The 4,190-nt window shown below is 36.7% G+C and carries 3 protein-coding genes; 2 read left to right on the forward strand and 1 reads right to left on the reverse strand.

From position 1 onward, the window contains the following. The first annotated feature begins 410 nt into the window (after positions 1-410). Both AC1WHX_RS10905 and AC1WHX_RS10910 read left to right on the forward strand, forming a co-directional pair. Positions 411-884, forward strand: coding sequence for a Dps family protein (locus tag AC1WHX_RS10905; RefSeq protein WP_022390120.1), 474 nt, complete (start codon positions 411-413; stop codon positions 882-884). A gap of 455 nt (positions 885-1,339) precedes the next feature. Next, on the forward strand, positions 1,340-3,646 hold the full coding sequence (locus tag AC1WHX_RS10910) for a glycoside hydrolase family 2 protein (RefSeq protein ID WP_303116567.1): 2,307 nt from the start codon (positions 1,340-1,342) through the stop codon (positions 3,644-3,646). 125 nt (positions 3,647-3,771) lie between these two features. Here the strand turns inward: AC1WHX_RS10910 and trxA are convergent, their stop codons facing one another. After that, a complete protein-coding gene (trxA, locus tag AC1WHX_RS10915; RefSeq protein WP_022600745.1) occupies positions 3,772-4,131 on the reverse strand; it encodes a thioredoxin in 360 nt (119 codons plus the stop codon). Positions 4,132-4,190: the final 59 nt, after the last annotated feature.

The raw sequence follows: 4,190 nt of genomic DNA on the forward strand, positions 1-4,190 counted from the left end.
TATTAGATTTAAGGTTAACGAAGATTGGTTGTCGAGATGACAACCTTTTCTTTTTTAATAACCTCCCCCTCTCCAAAATATCCGAACAACCAAAATTTTACTGATTCTCAAACAAAGAAAAACCACCACCTTTTATCAAAACATAAATACTCAAAAAACATTTATACAAAATCCGGTAGGCTTCAAAGATCAGAGGTAGGCTTTCACAAGCTCTTACTGTAACCCTATTCCGGCTCAATAATCCTCACCACAACACTCTTTACCCAAAACAACACAGAATTCCAATTATCTTCTAATCCAGGATATATTCATATCATCTATATAAGCATAGATAATATCAGTTTGATTTATATATTATAACATATTACATTTGCATCAAACAATTAAATAAACCTCTAAAATAAAATGATATGAAAACTTTAGATTATATTCAATTAGACAAACAAAAAGTAGAAAATGTAATAAACGGATTGCAACAGTTACTGGCAGATTTTCAAGTTTATTATACAAACCTAAGAGGTCTTCACTGGAACATCAAAGGTCATTCTTTTTTTGTTTTACATAGCAAATTTGAAGATATGTATAATAGTGCCGCTGAAACAATTGATGAGATTGCAGAAAGAATATTGATGCTCGGCGGAACTCCTCAACATCAATTCAGCAATTATCTACAAACTGCAAACATTAAAGAATCTGGTTATATAGATAATGCTGATAAAGCACTCAACAATATTGGAGAAACGCTTAAAGTCCTCATTGCTGAAGAACGGGAATTGCTATCATTAGCATCCGAAACAAAAGATGAAGTGACAGTTGCCATGATAAGCGACTTACTCAAAGGCCAAGAGAAGATGATATGGATGTTAAGTGCTTACGCTTCGTAAAAGCCCATCTATTTTTTAGATAAACAAATCTGCAGAAAAAACGGATGTTTTTTCTGCAGATTTGTTTTAAAAGAAGAATATAGATTAATCAGTGTAAACAAAATTAATAAAACCCAAAATAGAAAATTCGAATAGCCCGATTCTATTAAATAATGTTTATACACAACATTTTATGCTCAAAAAGTATGTTTAATAACAGATTATACATTATATTTGCACTGTGTTTTTCATGGTATTAGATTTAAGGTTAATGAAGATTGGTTGTCGTGAGACAACCTTTTTTTGTTTATATACTTCTCCATATTCATTCAATATTTACCGCCAAATAATCAATTCATGATTTCATTCTCTTGAGAGCCCATATCTTCTTATTTCAAAATTCTTTCCTCAAAATATGTACAAGTACTTTAAATATTGTATATTTGTAAAATACATTTATAACAAAATTCATAAGGATGACTAAAGAGAAAATTAAAGCAGTAAGAATGCTGGCTATATGTTGCGTTCTTACGTTTCTTTGTTCAGAACTACATGCCCAGTTCAAAACCAAAGAAGCACCGATTATGACAAAATGGGCAAAAGATGTTCATATCGAAAAACCTCATCCGGAGTATCCTCGTCCACAAATGACTCGTAACGAATGGATGAACCTCAACGGAGTATGGGAATTTCAACGTTCTGCCGATTTAAACGAAAAGCCCCCTTTCGGTAAAAAACTCACAGAAAATATTTTAGTACCTTTCCCCGTCGAAAGCGCCCTTTCCGGAATCATGGAACAACTGGACAAATTCTGGTACAGACGTACATTTGAAATTCCATCCAAATGGAAAGGGAAAAAAATTCTGATTCATTTCGGTGCAGTCGATTATGAGGCAGAAGTATTTATCAACGAAAAGAAAATAGGGCTGCACAAAGGGGGATATCTACCTTTCAGTTTCGATATAACAGATGCCGTAACGAACGGAAAGAATGAACTCATAGTCCGTGTCTATGACCCGACGGATAAAGGGGGACAACCACGAGGGAAACAAGACAGTATTCAAAAAGGGATCATGTACACACCGACAAGCGGAATATGGCAAACCGTATGGCTTGAACCGGTCTCAGAAACTCATATCGAAGATATCAAAATCGTCCCCGATATAGATAAAAAAGAGGTCGAAGTTACCGTCTTGTCAAATACAAAAAATGCCAAAGTGCTTGTCGAACTCAAGTCCGGAAAATTTCAAGGGAAAACCAATAGTCCTATAAAGATCAAAATTCCGAATCCGAAATTTTGGTCTCCTCAAAATCCCTATCTATATGATATCAATGTATCGATATTAGGAAATGACGGCAAACCGACGGATAAGGTCAATAGCTATTTCGGTATGCGAAAAATCTCCGTAGGAGAAATAAACGGGGTAAAGCGTCTATTCGTAAATAGTGAGCCTGTTTTTATGAACGGTCCTCTCGATCAAGGATTCTGGCCCGACGGTATTTATACCGCACCCACAGACGAAGCCCTTCGCTTCGACATAGAAGAAACGATTAAAATGGGATTCAATTTCACCCGCAAACACATCAAAGTAGAACCCGCCCGCTGGTACTACTGGTGCGACAAACTCGGACTGATGGTATGGCAAGACGCCCCCTCCTGCAATTCATATAGAGGCAGTCACAAAGATGAGCCCACTCCGGAAATCGACAAAAAGGCTTTTGAAACCGAACTTACAGGAATGATAGACTTCCTCAAAAATTCTCCATCTGTTATTATGTGGGTAATATTTAACGAAGGACAAGGACAATTCGATACCGAACGACTTGTACAGGTCGTCAAAAAACAAGATCCTACCCGATTGGTCAATGATGCAAGCGGAGGAAAATGGTCTTTTTCAGGAGATATATTGGATACACACAGTTACCCTGCCCCTTCTTACCCTAAACCTAAAGTCGAGGATCAAGAAAAGGCTAAAGGAAAAGTACTCGTTTGCGGTGAATTCGGCGGTATAGGAATGAAAGTCCCGGGGCACATGTGGTTCGAAGGTAAAGGTAGCGGATATGCTAACGTAGATACATCGGAAGATCTTCTTTTCAAATACGCCGAACTTTATAACATGATTGTCAAAATGCGAGAAAAAAACGGTCTTGCTGCCGTAGTTTATACAGAACTTACCGATATAATGACCGAAATCAACGGATTATTCACGTATGACAGAATTGCTAAAGTCGATGCTTCTAAAATCGCGAAAATAAATACATTCCGGTTTAAAATGCCGAATTTTAAAGAAATAGTCCCGACATCGGAAAAAGAAGCCCAAATCTGGAAATATAAATACGGTCCGAGAAAAGGAGCTTGGAACAAAGAAAATTTCGATGATTCAGATTGGAAAGAAGGCCCGGGAGCATTCGGAAACGCCGCCGGAAAAAAGGGGAATACACCTTGGCCTGTCGCAGACGGCAAAATAAAAGATAATAAGGGCAGAACCATTACGGAAATTTGCATGCGTCGTAAATTTATCATGCCCAAACTTTCTCAAGACGAAATATCCCGTCTTATGCTCAGAGCTATGCATGATGAAAATTTCGATGTATTTATCAACGGTATTCTTGCTTGTAATGCCGGAAGAGCAAACTCCGACTATGAATATTTTCCGATCAAGCCTGAGGCTTTAAAAGCTTTGAGAATCGGTAAAGAGAATCTTATTACCGTATATTGTAAAGATACCGGAGGCGGACGTTTTATCGATGTAGGTATATCTTTACGGGATAAGATGGAATAAGCAACAAAAAAACAGTCAAAATTATATGTTGCATAAAATCACATTGTGACAATAAAAAAACCGGTCGCATTTTGTCATTTGCAATGCAACCGGTTTCTAAAAACATAAACCATAGATAAGACAACCTATTTCAACAGTATTTCTTCTATCTTCTTTTTCAGTTCATGTTTCGGAATTACTCCCGAAGTCATATAGGGGTCACCCTTTAAAGGTGAGAACAATAAAGTCGGGACAGTTCGAATACCAAAAATTTCGGATAACTTTTCTTCTTTATCTACATCTATCTTATAAATATAGATCCGATCCTTATATTCCTCAGCCAATTCTTCAAGAATAGGACTCAAAGCCTTGCACGGACCGCACCATGTAGCAAAAAAATCTATTAACGCAGGTTTATCACCTTTATATTTCCATTGCGAGGAAATAGTCTCAATATTCACTACCTTTTCTGAGAATTCTTTCTCACTCAGATGAATTACCGACATAATTATACCTTTCTTTTAATTTATTTACCTAACTTACTTTCAACACTCTCTTTCGAAAG

This window comes from Coprobacter sp. (genome assembly GCF_982436375.1).